Source organism: Nannocystis pusilla (genome assembly GCF_020073745.1).
Taxonomy (GTDB): Bacteria; Myxococcota_A; Polyangia; order Nannocystales; family Nannocystaceae; genus Nannocystis; species Nannocystis radixulma.
The window spans coordinates 1-25,733 of sequence record NZ_JAIRAU010000031.1 but is presented as its reverse complement, the minus strand read 5'-3'; the positions used below and the strand labels follow the sequence as shown (position 1 = coordinate 25,733).

Annotated in this window: 20 protein-coding genes; 10 read left to right on the top strand and 10 right to left on the bottom strand. The window is 73.6% G+C overall.

What is annotated here, in order from left to right:
- Positions 1-247 precede the first annotated feature (247 nt).
- From K7C98_RS24255 to K7C98_RS24230, 6 genes are all read left to right on the top strand, one after another.
- Positions 248-1,165: a helix-turn-helix transcriptional regulator gene (locus K7C98_RS24255; RefSeq protein ID WP_224194130.1), complete on the top strand. Its 918-nt coding sequence runs from the start codon at positions 248-250 to the stop codon at positions 1,163-1,165.
- A complete protein-coding gene (locus K7C98_RS24250) occupies positions 1,162-2,094 on the top strand; it encodes an aldo/keto reductase (RefSeq protein ID WP_224194129.1) in 933 nt (310 codons plus the stop codon). The genes K7C98_RS24255 and K7C98_RS24250 overlap by 4 nt, the downstream gene beginning before the upstream one ends.
- 264 nt (positions 2,095-2,358) lie before the next feature.
- The gene (locus K7C98_RS24245; RefSeq protein ID WP_224194128.1) at positions 2,359-4,308 is read left to right on the top strand and encodes an FG-GAP-like repeat-containing protein; all 1,950 of its coding nucleotides are present in this window, start codon (positions 2,359-2,361) and stop codon (positions 4,306-4,308) included.
- Between the two features lie 173 nt (positions 4,309-4,481).
- The gene (locus K7C98_RS24240; RefSeq protein WP_224194127.1) at positions 4,482-5,150 is read left to right on the top strand and encodes a response regulator transcription factor; all 669 of its coding nucleotides are present in this window, start codon (positions 4,482-4,484) and stop codon (positions 5,148-5,150) included.
- A complete protein-coding gene (locus K7C98_RS24235; protein WP_224194126.1) occupies positions 5,147-6,322 on the top strand; it encodes a HAMP domain-containing sensor histidine kinase in 1,176 nt (391 codons plus the stop codon). Before K7C98_RS24240 ends, K7C98_RS24235 begins: the two co-directional genes overlap by 4 nt.
- Before the next feature lie 11 nt (positions 6,323-6,333).
- A complete protein-coding gene (locus tag K7C98_RS24230; RefSeq protein ID WP_224194125.1) occupies positions 6,334-7,485 on the top strand; it encodes an efflux RND transporter periplasmic adaptor subunit in 1,152 nt (383 codons plus the stop codon).
- A gap of 49 nt (positions 7,486-7,534) precedes the next feature.
- On the opposite strand, the gene K7C98_RS24225 is transcribed toward K7C98_RS24230, so the two are convergent.
- Both K7C98_RS24225 and K7C98_RS24220 read right to left on the bottom strand, forming a co-directional pair.
- Positions 7,535-8,602 (bottom strand): hypothetical protein, encoded by a 1,068-nt coding sequence (locus K7C98_RS24225; RefSeq protein WP_224194124.1) that lies wholly within the window; start codon positions 8,600-8,602, stop codon positions 7,535-7,537.
- Positions 8,603-8,743: 141 nt separating this feature from the next.
- Complete coding sequence (locus tag K7C98_RS24220; RefSeq protein ID WP_224194123.1) at positions 8,744-9,670, bottom strand: hypothetical protein; 927 nt, start codon at positions 9,668-9,670, stop codon at positions 8,744-8,746.
- 402 nt (positions 9,671-10,072) lie between these two features.
- Between K7C98_RS24220 and K7C98_RS24215 the strand changes: the two genes are divergently transcribed.
- Positions 10,073-10,429: a hypothetical protein gene (locus K7C98_RS24215; RefSeq protein ID WP_224194122.1), complete on the top strand. Its 357-nt coding sequence runs from the start codon at positions 10,073-10,075 to the stop codon at positions 10,427-10,429.
- A 51-nt stretch (positions 10,430-10,480) separates the two neighbouring features.
- Here the strand turns inward: K7C98_RS24215 and K7C98_RS24210 are convergent, their stop codons facing one another.
- The 5 genes from K7C98_RS24210 to K7C98_RS24190 form a co-directional block, all read right to left on the bottom strand.
- Positions 10,481-11,551 (bottom strand): tetratricopeptide repeat protein, encoded by a 1,071-nt coding sequence (locus K7C98_RS24210; protein WP_224194121.1) that lies wholly within the window; start codon positions 11,549-11,551, stop codon positions 10,481-10,483.
- Between the two features lie 321 nt (positions 11,552-11,872).
- Positions 11,873-13,975 (bottom strand): sensor histidine kinase, encoded by a 2,103-nt coding sequence (locus tag K7C98_RS44970; RefSeq protein ID WP_224194120.1) that lies wholly within the window; start codon positions 13,973-13,975, stop codon positions 11,873-11,875.
- A gap of 94 nt (positions 13,976-14,069) precedes the next feature.
- Positions 14,070-15,686, bottom strand: coding sequence for a sensor histidine kinase (locus K7C98_RS24200; protein WP_224194119.1), 1,617 nt, complete (start codon positions 15,684-15,686; stop codon positions 14,070-14,072).
- 171 nt (positions 15,687-15,857) lie between these two features.
- The gene (locus K7C98_RS24195) at positions 15,858-16,832 is read right to left on the bottom strand and encodes an electron transfer flavoprotein subunit alpha/FixB family protein (RefSeq protein WP_224194118.1); all 975 of its coding nucleotides are present in this window, start codon (positions 16,830-16,832) and stop codon (positions 15,858-15,860) included.
- Between the two features lies 1 nt (position 16,833).
- Entirely contained in the window at positions 16,834-17,652 is an 819-nt protein-coding gene (locus K7C98_RS24190) for an electron transfer flavoprotein subunit beta/FixA family protein (RefSeq protein ID WP_224194117.1), read from the bottom strand.
- Positions 17,653-17,909: 257 nt separating this feature from the next.
- Between K7C98_RS24190 and K7C98_RS24185 the strand changes: the two genes are divergently transcribed.
- The gene (locus tag K7C98_RS24185) at positions 17,910-18,845 is read left to right on the top strand and encodes a DsbA family protein (protein ID WP_224194116.1); all 936 of its coding nucleotides are present in this window, start codon (positions 17,910-17,912) and stop codon (positions 18,843-18,845) included.
- A 58-nt stretch (positions 18,846-18,903) separates the two neighbouring features.
- On the top strand, positions 18,904-19,854 hold the full coding sequence (locus tag K7C98_RS24180; protein WP_224194115.1) for a homoserine kinase: 951 nt from the start codon (positions 18,904-18,906) through the stop codon (positions 19,852-19,854).
- Between the two features lie 206 nt (positions 19,855-20,060).
- Here the strand turns inward: K7C98_RS24180 and K7C98_RS24175 are convergent, their stop codons facing one another.
- From K7C98_RS24175 to K7C98_RS24165, 3 genes are all read right to left on the bottom strand, one after another.
- On the bottom strand, positions 20,061-20,768 hold the full coding sequence (locus K7C98_RS24175) for a hypothetical protein (RefSeq protein ID WP_224194114.1): 708 nt from the start codon (positions 20,766-20,768) through the stop codon (positions 20,061-20,063).
- A gap of 266 nt (positions 20,769-21,034) precedes the next feature.
- The gene (locus K7C98_RS24170) at positions 21,035-22,888 is read right to left on the bottom strand and encodes a trypsin-like serine protease (RefSeq protein WP_224194113.1); all 1,854 of its coding nucleotides are present in this window, start codon (positions 22,886-22,888) and stop codon (positions 21,035-21,037) included.
- Positions 22,889-23,548: 660 nt separating this feature from the next.
- Complete coding sequence (locus tag K7C98_RS24165) at positions 23,549-24,730, bottom strand: ATP-binding protein (protein WP_224194112.1); 1,182 nt, start codon at positions 24,728-24,730, stop codon at positions 23,549-23,551.
- Positions 24,731-24,844: 114 nt separating this feature from the next.
- On the opposite strand from K7C98_RS24165, the gene K7C98_RS24160 reads away from it, so the two are divergent.
- Positions 24,845-25,546, top strand: coding sequence for a PspA/IM30 family protein (locus K7C98_RS24160; protein WP_224194111.1), 702 nt, complete (start codon positions 24,845-24,847; stop codon positions 25,544-25,546).
- The last annotated feature ends 187 nt before the right edge of the window (positions 25,547-25,733 follow it).

The following is a 25,733-nucleotide window of genomic DNA, read 5'->3' as shown; positions in this document are numbered from 1 at the left end:
TTGTGGTTCGTCTCTTCAGCGCCAGGTCGAGCGCGTGCTGGCGGCGTCATCCCGAGCGACGACCCGGATGCGCGCCGTCGCTCGCTTCGAGACATGTCCCGAGAGTCACTGTCTTCAGGGCATGTCCTTGAAGGCATGTGTCGTCGGCCGGGCACGAACGGGCGCTGTCGCGCGCGGCTGGCCCGGGTGACGGCGCTTTCGCCAACATCGCCCAATCGAAAAGGCCGCGGTCGGCTATGGTCCGCCCATGGGACGTGGCTCTGTCCGGGCTCGTGAAGGGACGGCGCGGCGACGGGCGCGGGAAGACGGGCCGCGCATCGAGCACTGGCGCCCCGAGGGGATGGAGGGGCTCAGGGTGTTCCGCGTCGAGGACATGACGGGCCCGCTGTCCTCGTACTCGGAGTACTACGGGGTCGTGTCGATCCTGCAAGGCGCGTGCGACGGCTGGTGCCGCGGGGCGGTGCACACGGTCGCGGCCGGCGGTCTCAAGCTCAAGGAGCCCGGCGAAGTGCATCGCCACGTGCGCGTGCACGCCCCCGTCACGCTCCAGGGGGCGGCGTTCACGGCGGACGTGGTGGAGGAAGCGGCGCGCACGCTCGGTGTCCCCCGGCCGGTGCACTTCGTGCCCGTCGAGCCCGGGCGCGCGCCCCGGGCCGCGGCGCTCGCCACCGCGATGCACGCGGCGCTCGCGGCCCGGGGGCCGGTGACGCGCGAGCTCGAGGCGCTGGTGATCGAGACGCTCACGGAGGTGCTCGCCACCTGCACCGAGCGCGGCGAGGTCCGCGTGCACGAGCGGGCCCCGCGAGCGGTCCGCCGGGCCCGCGAGTACCTGCGCGCGCACGTCTCCGAGCCCGTCACCCTCGACGCGCTCGCGGCCCACGCGGGCGCCGACAAGTTTCACCTCATCCGGGCCTTCCGCGCCGAGCTGGGCATCCCGCCGTACGAGTACCTGACGCACCTTCGCGTGGCCCGGGCGGCCGAACTGCTGGCCACGGGCATGACGGGCGCCGCGGCGGCCCACGCGGTCGGCCTGTTCGACGAGAGCCAGCTCCACCGCCATTTCCGCCGGATCCTCGGCGTGACGCCCGGCCGGTTCGCGCGCACGATGCACCGCCAACATCGCCCAAGCGGCGCCCGCGGGTCGGGACTAGCTTGCCCGGCATGAGCGACGATCTCTCGCAGAAGAACCACGGTTTCGCCACCACGCCCGCCACCATCCGCCTCGGCGATCTCGAGGTCTCTCGCCTCGGCTACGGCGCGATGCGCCTGCCGGGCAAGGACGTCTGGGGCGAGCCCGAAGATCCCGCCCGGGCGCGCGCCGTGCTGCGGCGGGTGATCGAGCTGGGCATCAACTTCATCGACACCGCCTGGTTCTACGGGCCGCACGTGGCGAACCGGCTGATCGCCGAGGCGCTGCACCCGTACCCGAAGGATCTCGTGATCGCCACGAAGCTCGGCGGCAGGCGCACGCCGGACAAGGGGTGGGCGCCCTTCGTCCGGCCCGAGGAGCTGCGGCAGGGCTGCGAGGAGGACCTGCGCACGCTGCGGCTGGAGCGCTGCGACGTGACGCATCTGCGCTACATGGTCGGCTCGGGCGTGCCGTTCCGCGAGTCGCTCGACGCGCTGATCGAGCTGCAGAAGGAGGGCAAGATCCGCCACATCGCGCTCAGCAACGTGGGCACGGCGGAGCTCCTGGACGCGCTCGAGCGGACGCCGATCGTGGCGGTGCAGAACCTCTACAACGTGGCCGGCGGGCTCGCAGGGCTGGCGACCGCGGGCCACGTGCCGGCGGAGCCGCCCGACGCGGTGCTGGCGGCCTGCGAGGCGCGCGGCATCGCGTACCTGCCGTTCTTTCCGCTCGCCAACGGCGACCTCGGCAAGGGGCACCCCGCCCTCGACGCGACGGCCGCGAGGCACGGGGCGACGCCGGCCCAGCTCGCGATCGCCTGGCTGCTCGCGCGCTCGCCGGTGATGCTGCCGATCCCGGGGACCAGTTCGCTCGCGCACCTGGAGGAGAACTGGGCGGCCCGCACGATCGCGCTGTCGCAGGCGGAGGTGGAGGCGCTGGCCCGCGAGGCGCGTGCGGGCGGTTGAGCCGGGACGGGGCCGGATCCGCCGTATGTGATCCGAGGGACAGGTCTGAACAGACAGGCGGGTGGGGCCGGGCGGCGCCGAATCCGCGGCGCATGGTCCGAGGGACAGGTCGGAACGAACAGGCGAGCGAGGCCGGGCCGAGATCTCGGCGCGCGCGGGCGCGCCGGTTGGCGGGTACCTGGAGGGTGGGCGGCGGGACGGCGGCGCTTGTCGCGGCGCCGATCGGTTGCGCGGGCCCGGTGGGTCGGGCATCTCGTGGCGGCGATGAAGTGGGTCCCGGGGGCAGCGCCGGTCGTGAGGGTCGTTGCGCTGGCGCTGGGTGCGCTGGCGGGCGGCTGCGAGCGGGCCGCGCTCGTCGCCGACGACGGGGTGTGCGGCGGCGAGGTGCCCGAGGCGCTGGCCGGCGGGGAGGTCGTGCTCGAGGGCGACATCCTGCTGTCTTCGGGACATGTTCTATGGGACATGTCCGATGGGTCATCCTATCGCAGCGCCGTCAAGTGCCGGGGGACGCTCGACCGCGCGTGGGACGTCGGGCGCAAGCGCGACCTGTCGTACTGCCTGGGCGAGTTCGCCGACGCGACGCTGCGGGCGCGCACGCGCGAGGCGCTGGTGTACGGGGCGGCGCAGTGGGAGCGGGCCTCGGGGGTGAACTTCATCCACCGGGCCGAGCTCGACGGCACGCCGGAGTGCGCGGCGCCGGAGCAGGTGGCGTTCACGGTGCGCCAGGGCAGCGCGGACGAGTGCGGCGCGCGGGGCTGTCCGCTGGGGTCGGCGTCGTTTCCGCCGGGCGAGCAGGAGGAGGAGGGGGCGCGCCTGCTGATCTGGCCGGACGCGCTGGCGAGCGACATGTACTCGCCCGAGATGGTGGTGCTGCACGAGCTCGGGCACCTGCTCGGGTTCGTGCACGAGCACTCGCGGTTCGAGCAGTCGCGGGAGATCTGCGTCGACGCGGCGTCGACCGAGTTCCGCGGGCTGACGTACCCCGATCCGTCGTCGGTGATGGGCGACGCGCGCTGCCCCGGGATCTCGGCCGCGAGCTCGCAGGGCCGGCTGTCGCGCGGCGATCGGCTCGGCGCGGCGATCCTGTACGGGCTGCCGAAGACGCGCGTCGACGTCGACGGCGACGGGCGCGAGGACGTGGTGTGGTTCGTGCCCGGCGGCGACGGCTACGAGGTGTGGTACGGGGCGCAGGCGGGTCGGTTCCTCCGCCGGAGGTACAGCCTGTGCGGCGGCTCGACGCCGTGCCCGAGCCGGGCGCCGCGGTCGTGGCGGCCGGTGGCGCTGGCCGGCGAGGGCGGGCGGACCGGGGTGCTGATGTTCGGGCCGGAGGAGATCACGGACGAGCTGTGGCTGCCGCCGGCGGGGCGCGGCGAGTTCTCGCGCCTTCGGGTCGAGGCCCGCGACCGCGCGGTGCCGATCGTGGGGGCGTTCGCGGCCGACGGGGCCGACGCGGTGTGGTGGTGGCGCCCGGGGGCGGAGGTCGACGCGCGGTGGGTCTGGCGCGCGGGCGACGTCGAGAGCGAGCTGCTCGACGACCGCTTCGCGGCCGGCTACGGCTGGCCGCTGGTCGGGCTGTGGACGCCGGGGCGCGGGTCGGGGGCGCCGCGCAGCCAGGTGCTGTGGCTCGACGCGCAGCGGTTCGCGGTCGACCTGTGGGCGTTCGGACATGACTCCGAGGACATGTTGCAGAGGTCAGGTCTTCCGGCCTGCGGGCTGCGTGCGGGCGACGAGCAGGTCGGGCGCGTCGGCGACTTCGACGGCGACGGCGTCGACGAGGCGCTGTGGTGGGACCCGCGCGCGCGCACGGCGGTGCGCTGGCACCCGGACCGGATGTGGCGCGAGGACGGCAGCTGCGCGCCGTCGGGCTGGTCGCGCGCGGCGGGGGCCGGCGACCTGCTGGCGCGCGTCGAGGTCGGCGAATTCGACGGCGACGGGGCCGACGACGCGCTGTGGTGGACGACGGGGCCGGACAGGGCGTGGCTGTGGCGGATGGTCGGGCCGACGGCGGAGCGGGTCGACGCGCCGGCGCCTCCCGCCGAGGCGACGCCGTGCATCGGCGACTTCGACGGCGACGGCTGCGACGACGTGCTGTGGCACGCGCCGCGCGGGACGTCACGGCTGTGGCGGGCCCGCTGCGCGGGGGAGATGGCCTTCGAGACAGCCGAGGTGGCGGAGCCGCCGCCGGGCGGCTACCCGGTCGGCTGCGGTGGATGAGCATTGGGACATGTCCTAATGGATATGTTTTAGAAGACATGGCCTTTAGGTCATATTGAGCGGCGGGCGGCGGAGCGGAGGTGTCCGCGGGCGCTCGCTCTGCGGCTTAACGCGCTCTTAATCCCGGTCTGGCGGCCGGCGCCGCGGGCCAGGGGTACACTGCGGGAGACGTCATGCGGATCTTGCTGATCGAGGACAACGAGCGGCTGGTGCGGGCGCTGCAACAAGGGCTGTCGGAGGAGGACGTCGCGGTGGCGCACGCCGCCACGGCCGCGGCCGCCCGCGAGCAGGCGCACGCCGCCGGGCTCGACGCGATCGTGCTCGACCTCGGCTTGCCCGACATGGACGGGATGGACCTGCTGCGGGCGCTCCGCGACGAGCGGCTGCACATCCCGGTGCTGGTGCTGACGGCCCGCGACGCGGTCGAGTCGCGGGTGGCGGCGCTCGACGCCGGCGCCGACGATTACCTGATCAAGCCGTTCGCGTTCGCCGAGCTGCTGGCGCGCCTGCGGGCGCTGACCCGCCGCGCCGGCGGGCCGCGCTGGGCCGCGGTGACGGAGGGCGAGGTGACGCTCGACGACGAATTCGGGGTCCGCAGCGGCGCGACGCGGGTGGTGCTGACGCCGCGCGAGCACGCGATCCTGGCGTACTTGCTGCGCCGGCGCGACGAGGTGGTGCCGCGCGTCGACATCCTGCGCGAGGTGTTCGGCTACACCCACGACCCGGGGACGAACGCGATCGATGTCCACCTGGCGCACATGCGGCGCAAGCTGGCCGACCTGCCGCTCGCGCTCGACACGGTGCGCGGGGCAGGGGTCCGGGCGCGGGTGACGGCGGCATGACGCGCGCGCGACGGCGCGGCTCGCTCGGCGCGTGGCTGGCCTGGTGGATCGGGGCGTCGACGGCGTTGAGCCTGCTGGTGTTCTCGGCCACGGCGGCGCTGGTGCTGTACGTCGACGAGGTGCGCGACGCGGCCGAGCAGGACGACGACGACGAGGACGAGGCCGAGGAGCCGGAGGAGATCGAGTTCCCGACCGAGACGCTGCTGGCGCAGGTGCTGGTGGCGTTCGCGATCGCGGCGCCGATCGGGTTGGCGCTGGCGATCGCAGGGGCGCGGTGGTTGACGCACCGGGCGACGCGCCGGATCGACGCGGTGATCGCCGCGGCCGCCCGCATGAGCGCGGAGGACCTGCGCGAGCGGCTGCCGGTGTCGGGCGCGGACGACGAGCTCGACGCGCTGGCGTCGGCGCTGAACGCCCTGTTCGCCCGCGTCGAGGCCGGGATCGCGGCGCAGCGGCAATTCGCGGCCGACGCGTCGCACGAGCTGCGCTCGCCGCTGGCGGTGCTGTCGAGCACGCTCGAGGTGGCCCGCCGCCGCCCGCGCTCGGCCGGCGAGTGGGAGGGCCTGGCCGACCGCGCGCTCGACGAGGTGCAGCGCATGTCGGCGCTGGTCGAGGCGCTGCTGCAGCTGGCGCGCGCCGGCGGGGTGCGCCGCTCGCCGGTCGATCTGATGGCGCGGCTGGCCGGGCCGGTCGAGCGCTGGGCGGCCGCGGCGGCGCGCGCCGAGGTGCGGTTGGCGTTCGCCGGGCCGGACGCGCTGGTGAGCCACGTCGACGCCGATGCGCTCGAGATCGCGATCGGCAACCTGGTGACGAACGCGATCGCCTACTCGCCGGTGCACGGGACGGTGACGCTGCAGGTGCGCGGGGAGCCGGCGGGGGTCGAGATCACGGTCGACGATCAGGGACCGGGGGTCCCCGCGGGCGAGCGCGAGCGGATCTTCGCGCCGTTCGTGCGCGCGACTTCACCCGCGGCCGACCGTACCGAGGGGCGCGCCGGGCTCGGGCTGGGTCTGGCGATCGCGCGCCGGATCGTCGAGAGTCACGCGGGCACGGTGACCGTGCGCGACGCGCCGGGGGGCGGCGCGAGGTTCGTGATCCGCCTGCCGCGATCCCCCGGTCAGGACCTTCCCCGCCCCTGGACAGCGGAACAGGCAGTGAGCGATCCAGAGTAGTGCGAGGCGGTATGGAACGGACCTCTCCCCCGACCGGGCGCCGCGCCGCCAGCCTGCTGCTGGGGCTGGTCGCGATCGCCGGTTGTGGCGGCGGTGAGGCCGCCGGGCGGATGAAGGAGGCGGCGCCGGCGGTGCCGGTGCTGAAGGACGGGCTGGTCGAGCTGCCGCCGGGTTACGCGGAGCGGGCCGGGATCGGGATCGCGCCGGCGCGCTACGAGGATGTCACGCCGCTCGTGCACGTCACCGGCGTGCTCGAGTTCGACGCGCTGCGCCTGGCCGCCGTCGGCTCGCGGATCGCCGGGCGCGTGGCGGAGGTCGAGGTCATCGAGGGCAGCAAGGTCGAGGCCGGACAGGTGCTCGGGACGATCGTCAGCGCGGAGCTCGGCACGGCGCAGGCGGACATCGCCGCGGTGGAGGCCCGCGTGCTGGCGGCCCAGCGCGACGTGGCCCGCAAGCGCAGCCTGCTGGCCGAGGGGATCACGTCGCAGCGCGAGCTCGACCTGGCCATCTCGGCGGCGGCGATCGCCGAGGCCCAGCTGCGGGCGGCGAGGCAGCGGGTGACGGCGCTGGCGGGCTCGCGCGGGTCGAAGGCGCTCGGGGTCGCGGAGCTGCGCAGCCCGATCGCGGGCGACGTGGTCGGCGTGCACGTGTCGCGCGGACAGGCGGTGGTGCCGAGCCACACGGCGTTCATGATCGCCGATCCCCGCACGCTGTGGGTGCGCCTGGCGGTGTTCGAGGGCGAGCTGCTGCACGTGCAGGTCGGCGACCCGGTCGAGCTGTCGCCGACGACCGGGTCGGCGGAGACGTTCGCCGGGGTGGTCGAGTTCGTCAGCGTGGCGCTCGACCCGATGACGCGCAGCGCCGAGGTGCGGGTGGTGGTCGACAACCTGGCGGGCAAGCTGCGCGCCGGGCAGACGGTCCAGGCCAACATCCGCCCGGCGTCGGCGCAGCGGCGCGCGGTGGTGGTGCCGCGGCAGGCGGTGCTGCAGATCGACGGGACGCCGACGGTGTTCGTCGCCCAGACCGAGCGCAGCTTCGAGTCGCGCCAGGTGGCGCTCGGGGTCGGCGACTTCGAGCGGGTCGAGATCCAGCAGGGGCTGGCGGCCGACGAGCAGGTGGTCGTGTCGGGGGTGTTCGCGCTCAAGAGCGAGCTGTACCGTTGAGCATGTCCCCTGGGGCAGGTTCTCGGGGACATGCCCAATACGACATGTCTCAACCGACAGGGATGTGGATGCAGGCGTCGCCGATGGTGGCGGCGAGGGCGTCGCCGACGACGTCGACGTAGCCGGCCTTGTCCTCGATGTCGCCCCAGATCGGCGGCTCGCCGAACGCCTTCATGAACTGCCACAGCTTCTGGTTCTCGTCGGGGACGCACTTCTTGAGCAGGCCGGCGGTGAGGATGCAGGCGTCGCCGCCGCAGTCGGCCTTGGCCTCGCGGACCATGGCGGTGTAGGTCGAGAGGACCTCGACCGAGGCGTCGGGGTCGTTGGTGAGGAAGAAGACGAGGAGGATGGTATCGCTGTCGCGCAGGAAGCCCTGGTTGGCGACGGCGTTGGTGGCGCTGGTGGCGTAGGCGGCGGCGGCGACGGGCATCTCGAGCGAGGAGCCCTGCTCGCCGGCGGCCGTGGCGGCGCCGGTGAACCACGCCTTGAGCGGGGCGGGATCGTCGTCGGTGTTGGTGGCGAAGTAGCTGAGGCCCTCGTGCACGAACAGCCGGCCCTGCGCGCCGTTGGCCCCGTTGTCGCCGCTGGTGGGCGGGACGTAGTACTTGTCGATCGCCTCGACCTCCTCGGGGGTGGTGCCGATCTGGCACTGGGTGTTGCCCACCGGGCAGTTGTCGGGGCAGCACTCCTGGCCGGCGCCGGTGCAGTAGAAGTCGGTGGTGGTGACGCCGACGTGGAGGTCGACGCTCTCGGGCAGGTTGGCGATCATGGCGTCGACGAACTGCGGGAACGCCTCGGCCAGGGCGCTCTGGTACTGCGCCATCGACTTCGAGTTGTCGATCACGAACAGGACGTCGACGGCGCCGCAGCCGGGCACCTCGGGGGGCGGCTCGTCGGGTAGATCGTACTTCTCGGGCCCGGCCGTGGTGACGCTTGAATCGCCGCCGGGGCCGGTGGTGGTGGTGCTCGTCGGCGGCAAGACGATGCCGGTGGTGGTGCCGGTGAGCACCGGACCGCTCGGATCGCCGGCCTCGCTGGTGGACTGGGTGGCGTCGCCGCAGGCGATCAGCGGGGCGAGGACGAGGCCGCAGGCAGAGGCGAGGGAGCGGACGTGCACGCGGCGAGTATGGCGCGAAGGTGCGCGGGCGTCGACGCCGTCCTGAACCACGCACGGCGCGGCGATGCCTCACGCGTCGCTCGCCCGGTCGATGCCGCGACGGCGAGGCCGGCAAGGCGTGCGCAGCCGCGATCGCGGGCGTCACGGCGAGGGGGTGGTCGGCGCGGGGGCGGGGCGCAGGGCCTCGGCGAGGCCGCGCAGCGCGGCGATCTCGGCCATGCCGAGACGGACCTCGATCGTGACCTCGGTGCCTGCCTGGCCGAGGCCGACGCGGTCGAGGATCGCGGGCGGCAGCCCGGCGCCGCGGAGGCCGTCGAACTGGCGCCGCAGCTCGGCCAGGGTGGCGGCGGCGACGTCCTCGCCGCGCATGTCGAGGGCCAGCTCGACGCCGAGGCCGTCGCGCAGGTCGAGGGCGCCGCGCACCCGCTCGAGGCCGGACAGCGCGGGCGCGAGCGAGACGGCGGCCTGGGTCGGGACCTGGCCCGCGAACCAGATCGGCCGGTCGGCCGGGACGCGCGCGAGCAGCGGCTGCAGCGGGCCGGTGGCCGCGGCGGCGCCGGTGCCGGCCCGCAGGGCGTCGAGCTGCTGCGACCAGCCCGGGGTGGCGAGCACGAGGACGTCGGGGGCGTGGATCCGCCCGCGCGCGCCGCCGAGGACGACGACGGGCTCGGCTTCGCCGGTGTCGAGGCGGATCCCGCGATCGGGGAGCTGACCTTCGAGACAGGTGAGCCGGTCGCGCTCGCCGACGCCGTCGCCGACGAGGACGGCGGCGACGTCGACGCCGTTGGCCGCCACCGCGAGGTCGAGCGTGCGCAGGCCGTCGAACGGGACGCGGCAGGTGGCGAGGGCGTCGAGGGTGCGCCGGGCCTCGGGGTCGGCGTCGAGCAAGGGGCGGTTCTGCTGCCACAGCGGGGCGGCCCGCAGGGCCTGCAGGTCGACGTGGGCGATCAGGCTGGCGTCCGCCGGCAAGAGGGTGAGCGGGTCGACCTGGGTCCGCGCGGCCGGCCGCGAGCAGGCGAGCGCGACGGCGGCGACGAGGCCGAGGCGGCGGACCGGGACGCGGCGCATGTCAGGGTGATACTTCGCGCGCGCCGGGCGGTCAATCGCGACGGAGCGGGGCGGGCCGCGGCGCGGGGCGGCGGTCCTCCACGCGGATGCTGTCTGACGGGGCATGTCGAAAGGGACACGTGCGATCGCGCGCCCCGCGTCGTGACGGTGGATGCTGCTGCTCGATCGAACATGTTGTCAAGAGCATGTCTCGATAGTCATGCCTTCACCGTGCGGGCGTGCGACGGCGAGCCGGAGCGGAGTCGTCGAGCGGTCCGGTCCGCGGCGAACGTCCGGCGCAGACGGGCCGGCGGCCACGAATTCTCGCTTGCCGCCCGCTGGACGATGCCGCGCGTGCGGCCATATTTCCGCGGCCGACGCCATGGAGGCGGCGGCGAGGATGAGGCGACGATGATGATCGAGATGCTCGTGAGTGCTTTGTTGACCGCGCTCCCCGTGCCCGGCGATGCCGAGGGGCTCTCCGCGGAGCCCGACGAGGCGGCCGCGCCTTCCGACGATTTCACCGAGATTCCCGCGGTGGCGCGCGACTACGAGTGCGTGGTCGGCGACGAGAGCGGCGCGTCGTTCACGTGGGAGGAGGGCGAGGTCAAGATCTACTGCCTGGCCTACTGCGAGGGCTTCGACGAGTACCGCCGGGCCTGGCGGACTCCGGTCGACCCGGTCGACAAGCCGGACGGCTGGTGCCGCAACAAGGCGAAGAAGTACTGCCACCGGTACAACCTCGACTTCGAAGATTCGTGCTACGGCGAGCGAGACTGAGGCGCGCTCGCCACCGACGGGGCCGGGCGGAGCGAGCGCCCGGTCGCGGCGCTATCGCAGCCAGGAGCGGGTCGATTGCACGTGCGGGTGCTCGGGGCCGAGGAGGCGCTCGAGGGCCTCGGCGGCGGCGGCCATCTCGTACTGGCCGGCCGGGTCGCCGAGCTCGCGCAGGGCGGTGCCGCAGTTGAAGCGCGAGCTGACGGTCTGCCAGTGCTCGGAGCCGAGGACGCGCTGGCGGATCTCGAGGGCCTGGCGGTAGTGCTCGAGCGCGGCCTGGTGATCGCCGCGGCCGTAGTGGACCTGGCCGATCGCGTTGAGGGTGACGGCGGCCTTGGCGTGCTCGTCGCCGTACAGCGCGCGCAGCCCGGCGAGGTTGCGCTGGAAGGCGTCGAGGGCCCCGTCGATGTCGCCGGCGCGGCCGCGGGCGCGGCCGAGGTCGTGGAGGATGGCGAGCGTGTCCTCGTGGCCGGCGCCGCGGTGCGTCTCGCTGAGGCCGAGTGCGCGCTGGTACTGGACCAGCGACTCGGCGTACTGGTTCTGTTGAAACAGGACCTGGCCGATGCCGACGATCACGGGGATCAGGCGCCGGTCGATGTCGGCGGCGTCGGCGGCGGCGCGCAGCTGCTCGAGGCCGGTGAGCGCGGCGTGGAGGTGGCTGAGGGCGTCGGCGAAGTGACCCTCGGCGAGCAGCAGCTCGCCGATCGCCTGCTGGGTCGCGATCGTGCGCGCATGACCGGGCCCGAGGCTGCGCAGCTGGACGGCCAGAGCCCGCGTGTAGGCGGCCAGCGCCTCGTCGCGCTGCCCGGAGGCGAACAGCGCCAGGCCGAGGTCGAACAGGGTGTTGGCGGTGAAGATGTGACCAGGGCCGAGCAGCTCGCGCTTGATCGAGAAGGCCTGCCGGTGGTGATCGAGGGCGGCGACGTGCTGGCCCTGGACGAACAGGATCTGGCCGATCGCGCTCAGCGTGCTCGCCGTGTACGGGTGCTTGGCGCCGAGGACCGTCCGCTGCAGCGCGAGCGCCCGGTTGTAGTGATCGAGGGCCTCCTCGAACTTGCCCTGCCGTCGCAGCTCCTGGCCGACAGCGTGGAGGGCGATGGCGGTGTGCGGGTGTTCCTGGGACACGGTGCTCGCTGCGACAGCGCCGGCCAGTATAGTGGCTGGCCGCAGTGCGGCTCAACGCGCAAGCCTGCGCGGCCCTCGGCGCGTGATCGCGCGAGCGTGCGCGCGGGCGCGCGAGAACGGCCGGATGGACGGCCGTCCACGCGGAGCCGGCGCGCGGCGCACGTGAACGCGGCTGATGGGGCATGTCTTTTTAAGAATGTTCGAAAGGACATGTGGCATCGGCGCGAGTCGGCGGCGAGCGCGGGAGTGCCGGCCGGCATGTTCTTTAGATCATGCCCGATAGGGCATGTCTTATGGGGAATGTTTTGAGGGACATGTCCCTCAGGCCGGCGGGGCGGTGCTGTCGGCGGCGGGGTGGGCGCGCTCGATCAGCGGGACGCGGCTGCGCGCCTCGGCGGCGGGCAGGTGAATTTTAAAGACCATGGCCTGGCCGACCTCGCGGACGTCGAGGCGGCAGCCCTCGATCTTGAGCAGGGCGTCGGCGATCGGCAGCTCGAGGCCGAGGCCGCGGTGGCCGGGGAGGCGGTGGAAGCCCTTGCGCGCGAGGCCCATCTGCTGCTCGCTGGCGGGCTTGAGCGGGGTGGTGACGTGGAGCTGGAGGCCGAGCGGGGCGTCGGGGTCGCCGCGGCGCAGCTTGATGTTGAGCGAGCCGGCGGTGAGGCGCTTGCCGGCGAACAGCAGCAGGTTCTCGAGCGCCTGGACGAGGTGGCGCGGGTCGATGTAGGCGGTGGGCAGGCCGGGCACGGCCTCGACGGTGTAGTTGAGGTGGTCGCCGCCGCGGACGCGGGCGCGCTGCACGGCCTTGCTGATCAGCGGGGCCAGCGGGACCGGCTCGGCCTGCTTCTCGATCCGGCGCGCCTCGATGCGCGCCATGTCGAGGATGGCGTCGATCTGGGCCAGGAGGTCGCGCCCGGCCGCGGCGATGGTCTCGACCATCTCGCGCGTCTCGGCGTCGAGGGTGCCGTCGACGCCGCGCAGCAGCAGCGAGGAGAAGCCGAGGATCGAGTTGAGCGGCGAGCGCAGGTCGTGGCTCATGTTGGCGAGGAACTGACTGCGCAGGCGGTCGGTCTCCTCGGCCTTCTCGAGCGCGACGAAGCGGGCGATCGTGGCCTCGTGCATGCGCGCGACCAGGGCCTCGATCGCCTGCGCGAGCGCCTGCCACTCGGGGCCCTGCGGCGCGGGGGCCGGCTCCTCGCGCAGGTGGGCGCGCACGCGGGCGAGGTCGCGCTCGCTGCGGCGCGCGTACAGGGCGATCGCCAGCATGCCGGCGAGGGTGGCCAATGCGCCGGCGAGCACGAACGGGACGGCGTTGTCGACCGGGGCGCGGCGCAGCGGGACGACCGCCCGCGCGCCGCCGCGCTGGACGGCGAAGCGGTCGTACTCGCCGTCGCCGTCGGCGTCGAGGAGGCCCTCATCACCTGGCTTGAGGGACAGGTCAGCGCCGTAGATGGCGCCGCGGGCGGTGAGGACGGTGGCGCCCGGGGCGGCGGCGAGGCGGCGGCCGAGGTCCTCCTCGTCGGCCGGACCGGCGACCTCGATCAGGGCCTCGGCGGTCCGCTGGGCCGCGGCGACGGCGTCGGCGCGGGCGTGGGCGTGCAGCCACAGGTGGGAGCCGAGCAGCGGGGCGGTGACGCCGGAGAGCAGCAAGATGCCCGACCAGACGCGCAGGCGGGCGGTCATGCGCCGCGGGCGGTCGCCGACCGGCAGCTGCGCGATCGGACAGGCGAGGATGTCCCCGCGGACAGCTCGGCGGGCCCAGTGGGCGGCCAGCGTGGCCAGCGGGGCGGCGATCGCGGCCCACAGGCAGGCGTGGGCGAGGGTGGTCGACCAGGTCCACTGCAGCGGGTTGCGGGCGATCAGCGCGTCGCTGAGGGCGATGACGAGGAGGCCGCTGAGGACGGCGCGGGCGACGGTCCGCGGGACCTCCTGCAGCGCGAGCGCGGCCTGCTCGACCTCGGCCCGCGGGGCGACCCGCAGCAGCTCGTTGCGCTCGCGCGCCTCGAGCAGCGGGTGCAGCGGCAGGGCGAGGAAGCCGAACGCGCGCACCAGCCAGGCGCCCGCGGGCGCGACCGGGCGCCCGAGCTCGTCGGGCCGCAACCACCGGGCCGCCGGCAAGGCGGCGTAGACGGTGAGGAGCGCGGCGGTGAGGATGAAGAGGTGCGGGACGAGCAGGGCGAACAGCGGCCACGGGGCGACCGCGCCGCGGCTGTCCCACACGATCAGCGCCCAGGCGACGTCGAGGCCGACGGCGAAGGTGTAGGCGGCCGCGACCCCGGCGAGCACGTCGCGCTCGGCTCGCAGGCGCGTCGGCTGACCCGCCCGCGGGTAGCCGGGCGCGAGGTCGTCGACGGCGCGCGCGAGGCCGACGAGGTCCTCGGTGCTGCCCTCCCACTGCGACTCGGACGAGACGCTGCGATCGCTCACGGCTCGACCTCCCCGACGGACGAGCTGCGCGGGCTCCAGAGCCGCGGGTTGAGACGACATGTCTCTTCGGTCATGTCGATCGCGCTGCGCCGGCTCACGGCTCGACCTCCCCGACGGACGAGCTGCGCGGGCTCCAGAACCGCTGGCTGGCGCGGACTGCCTCTTCGGTCATGTCGATCGAGCTCGGCTTGCGCGGCGGGGTGAGCGGCAGCGAGAGGGTGAAGGTCGAGCCGCGCCCGAGGGTCGAGCTGACCTCGAGCGAGCCGGAGTGGTGGTTGGCGATGCTGCGCGCGATCGCCAGGCCGAGGCCGGTGCCCTTCTTGCGCTGGGCGAGGTTGCCGACCTGGCGGTACTCCTGGAAGATCTTGTCGATGTCCTCGGGCGCGATGCCGATGCCGGTGTCGGTCACGCGGATCAGCACGCGCCCGTGCAGCGGCTCGAACGCGGCCGAGACGATGATCGTGCCCTTCTCGGTGAATTTGGTCGCGTTCGACAGCAGGTTGTTCAAGATCTGGCAGATCCGCCGGCGGTCGCACACGACCCGCGGGAGGTCGCCCGGGACCTCGGTGCGCAGCTCGAGGCCGGCCTCCTGCACGAGCGGCCGGTGCTGCCGCCACACCTCGTCGATCATGTCGGCCGGATCTTCGGAGGCGAAGTAGAGCCGCAGCTCGCCCGACTCGATCATCGAGATGTCGAGGATGTCGTTGATGAGCCCGAGCAGCTGCATGCCGCTGGTCCGGATCAGGCGGATGTCTTCGCGCTGCTCGTCGGACAGCGGGGTCGACAGGCCCTCGAGGAGCAGCTGGGAGAAGCCGCAGATCGAGTTGAGCGGGGTCCGCAGCTCGTGGCTGACGGCGGCCAGGAACTCGGCCTTGGCCTCGGCGGCCTCGCGCGTCTGCAGCAGGGTCTCCTTGTAGAGCCGGTGCTCGCCGACGAGGTCGCGGCGCAGCCGCTCGAGCTCGTTCTGCAGGGCGCCGAGGCCGTCGACGCGGGTGGTGACGAGCGGGCGGCTGCCGGCGGCGGTGTCGATGTTGACGCGGTCGAGCCGGCGCGCGAGCGACAGCACCTCGCCGCCGGCGTCGCGGGCGAACACGCTGCCGGCGCGGGCGAACAGGCCGGTGAGGATGGCGAGGCCGAAGGCGGGCCACAGCTCGCGCGAGCTGGCCTCGGGCGCGGCGGCGGCGAGGACCCGGCCCATGGCGAGCAGGCCGGCCGAGCTGACCGCGCTGGCGAACAGCGAGCACCAGGCGGCGTGGGCGGTCTGGTGCTCGTCGCGACCGACGGTCCGCGGGGCGCCGCCGAGGTGCTGATAGGCGGCCAGACAGGCCGGGGCCAGGGCGAGAGCGACGCCCCACACGGCCGCGAGCACGGGGCCGAGCGAGGGCACCAGCACCGGGACGCTGGTGGTCTGCAGCACGCTGCCCCACAGCAGCGGGACGGCGAGCACCAGCGCGGCCGGCGGGGCGACCACGAAGGCGCGCACGGCCTCGCGGCCGGCGGTCTCGATGATGCCTGTCCTTGAGGACAGGTAGACGACGGCGACGTGGACCAGCGCGACCATGCCGGCGACGACCGCCGCGGTGCGTCGCAGCGGCTCGCCGGTCATGTACGTCAGCGCGACCTGCGAGACGACGAGCAGGGCGATGCCGGCGACCATGGCGATCGCGAGGGCGTACACGGTCTGCCGCCGCGATGCGGTCTGGCTGCCCATTGCGGGCCGCCAGCGTAACACCCTTCGCAGCGCCGGCGCGGCGGGCCGCGGGCGGCCGGCGCGGGCCGAAGACGGCGGCGGCCTCGGCCCTCACCGGTGGGGGTGAGGGGCGAGGCCGCGCCGATGCTCCATTCAGGTCGATGCGAGGCGCCCGGGGCCCGGGCGCAGCGCTCAGGCCGCGCCCTTGCGGGCCTTGATCAGCTCGACGAGCTGCGGGACGGCCTCTTCCCACTTGGCGACCAGGCCGTAGTCGGCGACCTGGAAGATGGGGGCCTCGGCGTCCTTGTTGATGGCGACGATCGTCTTCGAGCCCTTCATGCCGGCGAGGTGCTGGATCGCGCCCGAGATCGCCACGGCGAAGTAGAGCTCCGGGGCGACGATCTTGCCGGTCTGACCGACCTGCAGGTCGGCCGGGACCATGCCCGCGTCGGTCGCGGCCCGGCTGGCGCCCAGAGCGCCGCCGAGCAGGTCGGTGAGCTGCTCGAGGATCTTGAAGTTGGCGCCCTCACGCATGCCGCGGCCGCCGGACACGATGACCTTGGCCTCGGTGAGCTGCGGGCGCGACGACTCGGTCTTCTGCACGCCCTTGACCTGCGCGCCGCGGGTGCTGACGGCCGCCGCGGCGAGCGCCTGCACGGGCACGGCGCCGGTCGGGTGCGCGTGCTCGAACTCGGTGCCGCGGGCGGTGAAGAAGAACGTGCCGCTGTTGACCTTCTGGTCCTGCAGGGCGCGGCCGGCCGAGATCGGGCGGACGAAGGTGTCGCCCGACTTGACCTTGACGACCTCGGAGACGAGCGGCGCGTCGAGGATGGCGGCGGCCCGCGGGAGGGCGTCGCGCAGCGTCGACGATGCGGTGCCGCCGATCACGCTGGCGTCGAGGGTGCGCGCGGCGTGGACGATCGCGTCGCCCCACGCCTCGGCGGTGAACGGCTCGAGCTCGGGGGCGGCGAGCGTGTGCACCGCGGCGGCGCCGTAACCGGCGGCGGCGACGGCCTGGGCGGCCTCGCCGGGCTGGGCGCCGAGCACGAGCAGGTGCAGCGGCTTGCCGGTGGCGCGCGCGATCTCGGCGGCGCAAGTGATGCCGGGGAGGCTGTGCGGGCGCAGCTGGCCGCCGGCGGTTTCGAGGATGACGAGGACCTTGCTCATGTTAGATGACCTTCGCTTCCTTCGTGAGCTTGTCGAACAGCTCCTCGACCGTCTTGACCTTCTGACCGGCCTTGCGCGCCGGCGGGGCGGCCACGCCGGTCACCTGCTCGCCGGCGCCGGCGGCGACGCCGAGGTCGGACGGCTTCAGCACGGCCACCGGCTTGCGCTTGGCCATGGTGATGCCCTTGAGCGAGGCGAGCCGCGGGCCCTCCTGGTAGGCGTGGGTCGCCGGGGTCGAGCCGTTCTTGACGCTCTTCGGCAGGACGATGCGGAGGTCGACCGAGACGACCGCCGGCAGCGGGACGCGCTTGACCTCGACGCCGTCGTCGACCTCACGGCCGACCGTCAGCGCCTTGCCCGCCTGGTCCCACTCGAGCGTCGCGGCGAAGCTCGCCTGCGGGACGTCGAGCAGGCCGGCGACGCGCTGCGGGACCTGGCCGCCCTCGTTGTCCTGCGACAGCTTGCCGGCGATGAGGAGGTCACAGGCCTCCTTCTTGAACACCGCGGCGATCAGCTTGGACACGGTGGCGGTGTCGAGCTTGTCCGGGTCGGCGTCGACGATGATGCCGCGGTCGGCGCCCATGGCCAGGAACTGGGTGAGCTGCTGGCGCTGGTTCTCCGGGCCGATCCCGAGGACGATCACCTCGGCCAGCCGCTGGGCGCCGCCGACGACTTCGGCGAGGCGGAGGGCGGTCTCGATGGCGTACTCGTCGAAGGCGTTCGGGACCCACTTCGAGGCAGAGTAGTCGAGCCCGCCGCCCGTGAATTTCAGGCTCTCGTCGGGATCCGGGATCCGCTTGACACAGACCAAAATTTTCAAAAGGGACTCCTCCTGCGCGAGGCTGTATCGCCCGGGCAGAGAACCGTGTCAATGCGTCCGTCCGGGTGAGTTTTTCCCCGGATGTGGAGCTTTCTCCGCGGTCATCTGCCCGTGCCCGCCGTGTCCGGACAGAAGGCCGCGGCGGTCGGGGACGCTTGCGGGCGAGCGATGCGTGCGTTAGCGTTGCGCCGCCAATTCTGCCGGACGCTGCGAACTTGCGGCGAACTCGCCGGCTGCGCCCGCCAGGATCATCCGCGATGACCCGCTCCAAGTGCTCGCTCGCACCGCTGCTCCTCATCCTCTCGGCCTGTAGCCCCGCGTGCACCTCGGTGCCCGAGGCCGGCACCCCGGAGAACAAGGGCGGGCCGGTGGCCGCGGACACGAAGGCCGAGGCGCCGCCGAGCGAGGTCACGCCGCCGCCCGGCGGCGAGATCACCGAGGCCAAGGGCGTCGACCTGTCGCGCCTCTCGGAGCCGCAGAAGACCAGCTTCTTCCAGCTGATCAACAGCGAGCCGTCGGCCTGCGGCAAGCCGCACAGCCTGGCCGTGTCGCTGCGCGACGACGCCGCCTGCCGCGACTCGCTCAGCGTGTCGCAGTTCATCGCCGACGCGCTGGCCTCCGGCGCCTCGGCGAGCGACATCAAGGCCAACATGGAGTTCGTGGTCGGCGCGCTGCAGCCGCGCAAGATCGACATCGAGGGCCGCCCGGTCTACGGCAACGAGCGGGCGCCGGTGACGGTCGTGGTGTTCGCCGACTTCGAGTGCCCGCACTGCCGCGCCGAGGCGCCGGTGCTGCGCCAGGCGATCGACCAGTTCCGCGGCCGCGCCAAGCTGGTGTTCAAGCACTTCCCGCTGTCGGCCCACCCGCGCGCCAAGGTCGCCGCGATCGCCACCGTCGCCGCCCAGTCGCAGGGCAAGTTCTGGGAGATGCACGACATCGTCTTCGAGAACCAGACGGCGCTGTCCGACGCCGACATCCGCAAGTACGCGCAGAAGATCGGCCTCGACATGAAGCAGTTCGACGCCGACTTCGCCGCGCTCAAGGGCAAGGACCTGGTCGAGGCCGACCGCGCCGAGGGCGAGAAGCTCGAGATCTCGGGCACCCCGGCGGTGTTCGTCAACGGCCGCAGCTTCAACGAGTACATGTTCGGCGGCACGGTCGTCGGCTGGATCGACGACGCCCTGCGCCGCTGAGCGCGACCGGCCGGCGGCGGCTTGACTTCGCGCTCGTCCTGAGTCTGACTCTTTGGACATGTCACGACCGCGACCATGGATCGAGGCGTTCGCGCCCGCGACGGTGTCGAACCTCGGGCCCGGCTTCGACTGCCTGGGCCTCGCGCTGCGCGGGCCGGGCGACCGGGTGCGCGCGCGCCGGGCCGAGGCGCCGGGAGTGACGATCGTCAAGGTCGAGGGCGACGGCGGCAAGCTGCCGCGCGCGGCCGACAAGAACACCGCCGGCGTGGCGGTCGCGGAGCTGCTGCGGCGCCACGCGCCCGACGCCGGGGTCGAGCTCGAGGTCCACAAGGGCCTGCCGCTCGGCAGCGGGCTCGGGTCGTCGGGCGCGAGCGCCTGCGCGGCGCTGGTGGCGGCCGACGCGGCGCTCGGGCTCGGGCTGCAGCCGGCGCAGCTGGTCGACCTGGCCCGCGAGGGCGAGCGCGTCGCCTGCGGCGCGCCCCACCCCGACAACGTGGCGCCGGCGATCCTCGGCGGGGTCGTGCTCATCCCGCAGCTCGACCCGCTGCGCCTGATCGCGCTGCCGAGCCCCTCCGACCTGTGGCTGGCGGTGTACACCCCGGGCTGCTCGGTCAACACCGCCGAGGCCCGCGCCGTGCTGCCCGCCCAGGTGCCGCTGGCCGCCACGGTCCAGCAAGCCAGCCGCCTCGGGCTCCTGGTCCACGCGCTCCACTGCGGCGACCTGTCGCTGCTCGGCGAGGCGATCGTCGACGAGCTGGTCGAGCCGTGCCGCGCGCGCCTGATCCCCGGCTACCTCGACGCCAAGGCGGCCTGCTGCGAGGCCGGCGCCCTCGCCTGCAGCATCAGCGGCTCGGGCCCGACCACGTTCGCCCTGGCCGCCTCGCGCGGCCGCGCCGAGGCGCTGCTGGCGATCCTCGAGGAGTGCTTCACGCTCGCCGGCGTGCCCGGCACCGGGCTGTGCGACCAGGTCGGGCCGGGCGCCCGCGTGGTGTCGACGCTGCTGCACTGAGCCGCTCGGCGCGCTCGAGCATGGCCGCGGGGACATGCTGTTCAGGGCATGTTCGTGGGGACATGTTCTCCTGGACATGTGTGATCGGGCAGGCCGCGGGTCGCGGGCGTGAGGCGCGCGAGAGCGGCGCTCGCGGACGGATCCGAGCCCACCGGAGCGCCGAGCGGTCTTTCGGACATGTCTCTCAAGACATGATTGGATCGAGGTCAGAAGGCGAGGCCGAGGCCGAGGCCGAGGCCGCGCGGGAGCACCACCGGGCCGGCAGCGCGCAGCTGCAGGCGCGCGGTGGTGGCCGGGCGGGCTTTCTTGAGCTTGTGCAGGCGGACCTGGCTGGTCGGCCAGAGGATCGCGCCGGGGACGGCGAGGCCGAAGCCGGCGGTGATCACGAGGGCGCCGCCGATGACGTCGACCTCGCGGTCCTCCTGGTCGGCGAGGAGCACGAGGGCGATGCCGGCGGCGCTGAGGCCGAGGCCGGCGATGGAGAGGGCGATGCCGGCACCGAGGCGGCGACGAAACCGGGCGCGCGCGAACTCATGAAAACCCTGGCCGGCGCGGTGGTCGGTCTGGTAGTCGGTCCACACGCGCTGCAGATCGAGGCCGGTGCGCTGCTGGAGGTCCTGGTAGACGGCGGCCTCGCTCGCCAGCGAGGCGGGCACCGGCGTCACCTGCGGGGCGGGAGCCTGGCTGCTCGGCGGCGGGGGCGGAACCGGCGGCGGCGGGAAGGTCGCGGCGGGCGGCGGAGACGGGGGAGGTGCTGCGGTCGGCGCGGCGGTCGTGGGCGCGACGGTCGGCGAGGCGGGCGCGGCCGCCTCGTTCGCCGGGGGCGGCGGAGGGGCTGCCGGTGAGGCCGGAGAGGCGGGCGCGATGGCCGGCGAGGCGAGCAGGAGGCTGGCGAGCGCGCCGACGAGGTGCATGCCGCGATCGTACGTCACCCGCGGGGTCCTGCGCGAGCGAAGGCTGGCCGATCTCGCGCGACCGGCTGCGGACGCGGACCCGGCGACGCGGGCGGTCGCCCTGGCGACAGGATATGCCCATTGCCAGGTGGAGGCGGTCTCCCGGCGATCGGGGTGCCTGCCTGATCGGACATGCCCGATCGAACATGGTCAGGCGAGGATAGCCTCATGTCTGACCGGACCTGCCCGATCGTGCATGGGGAAGCGAGAGCGCGCGGGTCCGCGGCTCACGGGGCGAAGAAGCCGTGGGCCAGGTAGGCGGTGTTGAAGCTCGTGCCGTTGTTGAGGGCGACGTACACGTCGGCGCTCTGGTCCTGGGTGAAGCGGAGGATGTCGTCGCGGCCGTCGCCGTTGACGTCGCCGACGCGGTAGGTGTCGTTGAAGTCGCCGAAGTCGGCGTCCCAGAAGGCCGAGCCGAAGCTGTTGACGGCGTTCGACAGGCCGACGTAGACCGCGCCGGCCTTGACGAAGGTGATGATGTCGGCGGCGGCCCCGGCGTTGAAGCGGCCGAGCGCGGGCACCTCGCCAGGCAGGGCGAAGTAGGTGTTCCACACGGTGGCGGCGCCGAAGCCCGAGCCGCTCGAGAGGGCGACGAACACCTGGTTGGCGTTCATGCCCTGGGTGAAGGTGACGATGTCGGCCCGGCCGTCGCCGTTGACGTCGGCGACCTGCGGGGTCTCGCCCTCGGGGGCGAAGAACTCGTGCCATTTGGTCTTGGGCCCGAAGCCGGAGGCGGTCGAGAGCATGACGTGGACGTCGCCGGTGCCGTCGGCGGCGAACAGGACGGCGTCCGCGCGGCCGTCGCCGTTGACGTCGCCGACACGGCCGATGTCCTCGCTGTCGGTGCTGCCGGCCGGGCTGACGAAGATCGAGCCGTTGAAGTCGTAGCCGCGCGAGAGCGCGACCCACACGCCGGACTCGGTGAATGACCAGATGTCGTCGCGGCCGTCGTTGTTGAAGTCGCCGACGGCCGGGACGTTGCCGCGGTGCGACCACCAGTCCTGCCACACCGTGGCGCCGCCGAAGGTGCTGCCGTTCGACAGCGAGACGATGGCGTCGAGCGGGCCCGCGCTCGAGTCGCCGTGGGTGAAGGTGACGATGTCGTCGCGGCCGTCACCGTTGAAGTCGCCGACCAGCGGCGTCTCGTGGATGACGGCGCGCAGCCAGCGGTGCAGCAGCTGGGCGCTGATCCGGGTGTAGATGCCGGCCTTGTTGGCGAGGGCGCAGCCGTCGCCCCAGCTGACCACGCCGAACTGCTTCCAGCCGGTCGCGGTCCAGGTGAGGAGCGGCCCGCCGCTGTCGCCCGAACAGGCGTCCTTGCCGCCGGCAGGGTAGCCTGCGCCGACCATGACCTTGGGGTTGAAGTCGCTGCCGTAGTTGGCCGCCACGGTCGCGTCGCTGGCGACCGGCACCTGGACCTCCTGCAGCACATTGGGATACGTGGTGCCGGTCCAGCCCCAGCCGATCGCGGTCGCCATCACGCCGGGCAGCCACGACACGCGGTCGCTGCCCCAGTGCGGCTGGGCGATCTCGACGGGCGTGCGCGTCGACGCGGTCGACAGGCGCAGCACCGCCAGATCGTTGGAGGTGTAGCCGGGGTCGAGGGTGTAGCGCGGGTGGCGGATCACCTCGGCGACCGCGTGCACCGCGCCGGTGGCCGTATTCGTCCAATTGGTGCGCCCGAGGACCACGGTGAGGTCGCCCGGCAGCGAGATGCCGGAGCGCGTGGTGTCGGTGATGCAATGCGCGGCCGTCAGCACGTAGCGCGGCGCGACCAGCGTGAGGCCGCACATCGGCACGCCGCCGGGGCCGTCGAACGAGAGGTAGCCCATGAACGGGTACTCGCCCTCACTCGCCGGCCCGCCGCCGACGATCGTCTGCGGCGCCAGGGCGGCGGCGAGGTCGAGGCCGCCCGTGCCGCTGCCGCCGGCTGCTTCGTCGTCCTGCGGTTCGGCGGCGAGGGCGGCGTCGGCCTCGACAGCGGCGTCGTGGGCGGCGTCGGACTCGCCGATCTGGTCGGGCGAATCACAGGCGGAGACGGCGAACAGCAGTGCAGTGGACAGGTGAATGTGGGCTTTCATGATTGTTGATTCCTTCAGCTCAAACGTGTTTCAACGGACATGCGAACGACGGCCCGAGCGCGCGCCGGCGCGCGCCCGGGCAATGATAGGAGCAACAAGGATCAAGCTATGTGCAATGCGCGTGATGGATCCGGCGGATAAGGGCGGACGTGAGCGCCGGTCGGACGGCGCTCACGGGCGATCGCCCGCGATGAATGCGTAATTGGGCGACGATCGCCGAGGACCTGATAACACGCGGGGAACGCCGGCGCCGACGGGCCCGGCGGCCTGGATCATGAGGAAGCGTGTCCACGGCCGGCCCCAGCGCGGCGCGGTGACACAATGGCCATTCGCGGTCGGATCGGCGCATTGCTCGGCGAGCGCCGAGACAGGTCGGTCGAGTCGAGCCGCTGCGATTCGCGCGACATGTCTTCCAGGAACGATGTCGGTGACGCGATCGTGTCGCTGCGCTGTCACCGCGATGGGCAGACGGTGGATCTCGCCGGTGCGGGCGCGGGAGCGCGGCGTCGCGGGGCCGTTCGGCCGTCGTACGCCGGAGGTCCCCAGGCCGCGGCCGGGCGCGATCCGGCGCGGGTCGTCGCGGCGGCGGCCCGGTGCGAGGAGCGCGTGTGCCTGGCGAAAAGGACATGCCCTCTTGGGCATGTCTCAAAAGACATTTCGCTAGGCGCCGGCGAGCAGGGCGCTCTGCTCGAGCAGGCCCTGCTCGAGCATCAGGCGGACGTTGCCCATGCGCTCGATGCGGGCGCCGAGGCGCTGCAGGGCGGTGATGGCGGCGACGAGGGTGCCGGGGGCCACGGCGGGCGGCGGCGGCAGGCCGGGCAGGCCGGGGCGGCCGCGCAGCTGCTCGCGGACGTGGAGGATCCACAGCTCGACGAGGCGGCGCACGGCGGCGCGCTGGAGCGCCGGGGCGTCCTTCTTGCTCGCGGCCTTGTCGCCGCCCTCGGCGTCGCCGCCGGCCCTGGCGGCCTTCTTGGCGGTCTTCTTCTTCTTCGCGCCGGCGGGCTCGGGCTCGGCGGCCGCGGGGCTGTCCTCGGGGACAGCCTCGATCGGCGCGGTGGCGGCGGCCCAGGCCAGCCACAGCGGGTGGGTGTCGCCGCCGAAGATCGCGGGCGGGCCGGCGCGCACGGCGGTGATCGCCTGCTTGACGAGCTCGAGGCTGCGGGCCAGCGACGGGTCGGAGGCCAGCTCGAGGGCCACGCCGGCGCTGCCCTCGGCGAGCAGCACGGCCATGTCGTGGCGCTCGGGCGGGGCGTCGGGGGCGCGGGCGGTGACGATGTCGCCGACGATGGCGTCGTCGAGGCGGCCGAGGCGGACCGGCAGCGAGCGGCTGAGGATCGTCGGCAGCACGCCCTGCAGGTTGGTGGTGAGCAGGGCGAAGTGGACGCCGGGGCGGGGCTCCTCGATCGTCTTGAGCAGCGCGTTGCCGGCGGCCTCGCCGAGCGCGTCGGCCGGGTCGACGACGACGAGGTAGGCGCGGCCCTCGTAGGGCGCGTGGGTCTGGCGCACGTGGCAGGCGCGCGCGGCGTCGACGGAGATCAGGCCGGCCTTGCTGTCGGGCACGAGCCAGTCGACGTCCGGGTGGTTGCCGGCGAGGACGCGCTGGCAGGTGGGACAGGCGCCGCAGCCGGTGCCCGGGCGCTGCGGGCACAGGAGGGCGCAGCCGAGGCCGCGGGCGAAGGTCGCCTTGCCGACGCCGCGGGGGCCGACGAGCACGAGCGCGTGGTGCAGCTGGCCGCGCCCGAGCGCGCGCACCACGGCCGCCTGGGCCTGCGCGTGACCGAGGACGCCGACGAGGCCGGGGCCGGGCTCGGGCCCGGGCGGCGAGGGGGAGGTGCCTGCCATCCGCGCGGCTTTGATAGGCGGGAATGGCGGCGGTTGCAAGGTCGGACGCGACAGGCGACGGGGCGCGCGCTAGACTCGGCGACCGAGGCGGGCGAGGCGCCCGCGAGGACGCGCATGTCGGAGAAACCGGGGCTGTTCCGCCGCCTGAAGAAGGCCATCCAGAGCACGCTGAACGACGCGGTCGAGGCCGTGTCGGATCCTGGGCAAGAGGTGGCCCTGATGCTCGACGACCTGGCCGAGAACATCCGCAAGTCGGAGCTCGACCTCAAGCAGGCGATCGTCGACCAGAAGATGATGGAGAAGAAGCTCGAGCAGCTGGCCCGCGACGAGACGGCGTGGCAGCGGCGGGCCGAGCAGGCGATCACGATCGGCGACGAGACGCTGGCCCGCGCGGCGCTGCAGCGCAAGGGCGAGATCACGCAGGAGCGCGAGGCCACCGACGAGGCGCTGGTCCAGCAGCGCAAGCTGGTCGAGGACCTGCGCCAGGGCATCACCGACGCCAAGTCCAAGCTCAAGGCGCTGAACCTGCGCCGCGGCACGCTGATGGCCCAGGCCCGCGCGCACAAGCAGAGCGGCGGCACCAGCACGATCCCCGGCGACGCCGGCGCGGGCGCCCGCATGGACGCGATCGAGAGCAAGATCGCCCGCCTCGAGGCGCTCAACGAGGTCAGCGCCGAGGACATGGACGGCCGGATCCAGGAGGCCCAGATCGACGCCCAGCTCAACGGCCTCAGCGCCAAGAACGACCTCGACGACGCGCTCGCGGCCCTCAAGGCCAAGATGCAGGCCAAGCAGCTCGAAGAGGGCAAGAAGTAGGGCGGTCCTCTCGGGCATGCCCGATCGGCCAGGTGTGATGGCGCAGGTCCCGGAGGACATGTCCCCGGGGGCATGTCCACGCGGCGGGGCCGCCCTGCTGGCCGCGCTGGCGCTGCTGCTGCTGGCCGCGTTCCCCTACGCCGAGGCGACCCGCAACGCCAACGAGCGCCCGCGCCTGCTGCAGGCG

Excerpts from the sequence above, each read along its gene's own strand:
- K7C98_RS24160 (WP_224194111.1), top strand. The coding sequence starts at position 24,845 with ATGTCGGAGAAACCGGGGCTGTTCCGCCGCCTGAAGAAGGCCATCCAG.
- K7C98_RS24235 (WP_224194126.1), top strand. The coding sequence starts at position 5,147 with ATGACGCGCGCGCGACGGCGCGGCTCGCTCGGCGCGTGGCTGGCCTGG.
- K7C98_RS24230 (WP_224194125.1), top strand. The coding sequence starts at position 6,334 with ATGGAACGGACCTCTCCCCCGACCGGGCGCCGCGCCGCCAGCCTGCTG.
- K7C98_RS24215 (WP_224194122.1), top strand. The coding sequence starts at position 10,073 with ATGCTCGTGAGTGCTTTGTTGACCGCGCTCCCCGTGCCCGGCGATGCC.
- K7C98_RS24180 (WP_224194115.1), top strand. The coding sequence starts at position 18,904 with ATGTCACGACCGCGACCATGGATCGAGGCGTTCGCGCCCGCGACGGTG.
- K7C98_RS24200 (WP_224194119.1), bottom strand. The coding sequence starts at position 15,686 with ATGGGCAGCCAGACCGCATCGCGGCGGCAGACCGTGTACGCCCTCGCG.
- K7C98_RS24255 (WP_224194130.1), top strand. The coding sequence starts at position 248 with ATGGGACGTGGCTCTGTCCGGGCTCGTGAAGGGACGGCGCGGCGACGG.
- K7C98_RS24185 (WP_224194116.1), top strand. The coding sequence starts at position 17,910 with ATGACCCGCTCCAAGTGCTCGCTCGCACCGCTGCTCCTCATCCTCTCG.
- K7C98_RS24250 (WP_224194129.1), top strand. The coding sequence starts at position 1,162 with ATGAGCGACGATCTCTCGCAGAAGAACCACGGTTTCGCCACCACGCCC.
- K7C98_RS24245 (WP_224194128.1), top strand. The coding sequence starts at position 2,359 with ATGAAGTGGGTCCCGGGGGCAGCGCCGGTCGTGAGGGTCGTTGCGCTG.
- K7C98_RS24220 (WP_224194123.1), bottom strand. The coding sequence starts at position 9,670 with ATGCGCCGCGTCCCGGTCCGCCGCCTCGGCCTCGTCGCCGCCGTCGCG.
- K7C98_RS24170 (WP_224194113.1), bottom strand. The coding sequence starts at position 22,888 with ATGAAAGCCCACATTCACCTGTCCACTGCACTGCTGTTCGCCGTCTCC.
- K7C98_RS24175 (WP_224194114.1), bottom strand. The coding sequence starts at position 20,768 with ATGCACCTCGTCGGCGCGCTCGCCAGCCTCCTGCTCGCCTCGCCGGCC.
- K7C98_RS24165 (WP_224194112.1), bottom strand. The coding sequence starts at position 24,730 with ATGGCAGGCACCTCCCCCTCGCCGCCCGGGCCCGAGCCCGGCCCCGGC.
- K7C98_RS24240 (WP_224194127.1), top strand. The coding sequence starts at position 4,482 with ATGCGGATCTTGCTGATCGAGGACAACGAGCGGCTGGTGCGGGCGCTG.
- K7C98_RS24195 (WP_224194118.1), bottom strand. The coding sequence starts at position 16,832 with ATGAGCAAGGTCCTCGTCATCCTCGAAACCGCCGGCGGCCAGCTGCGC.